1 pseudogene is annotated in these 280 nt (G+C 45.0%); it reads left to right on the top strand.

The features are described from left to right. Position 1: 1 nt before the first annotated feature. Positions 2-280, top strand: a pseudogene (locus AAEZ00_RS21055) (insulinase family protein); the annotation flags it as partial.

Genomic DNA, 280 nt, shown 5'->3' with positions numbered 1-280 from the left:
AATGAAAACCGTAACTCACACACGCATTAAAATATCATTATCAGCAATCGCATTGGCCTGTAGCTTAGGGATAAGTGGTTGTGCGACGACCCAGAAAACCACTGCCGACTCCGCCAACCCTGTTACCGCTAGCTTTGTTATGCCAAGCTACCAATCTGTTACCTTAGACAATGGCTTAAAGGTTAAGCTGATGGTGCAAAAAGAAGTGCCATTAGTGACCATTGATGCCGTAGTGAGAGCGGGAGCAGTCAATGATATGACTTCTGGTATGGCTTACATT

It is taken from the genome of Shewanella sp. S1-49-MNA-CIBAN-0167 (assembly GCF_040310145.1).
GTDB lineage: Bacteria > Pseudomonadota > Gammaproteobacteria > Enterobacterales > Shewanellaceae > Shewanella > Shewanella psychromarinicola.
Note: the sequence above shows the minus strand (reverse complement) of the source record. Positions and strands in the feature narration are given on the sequence as shown.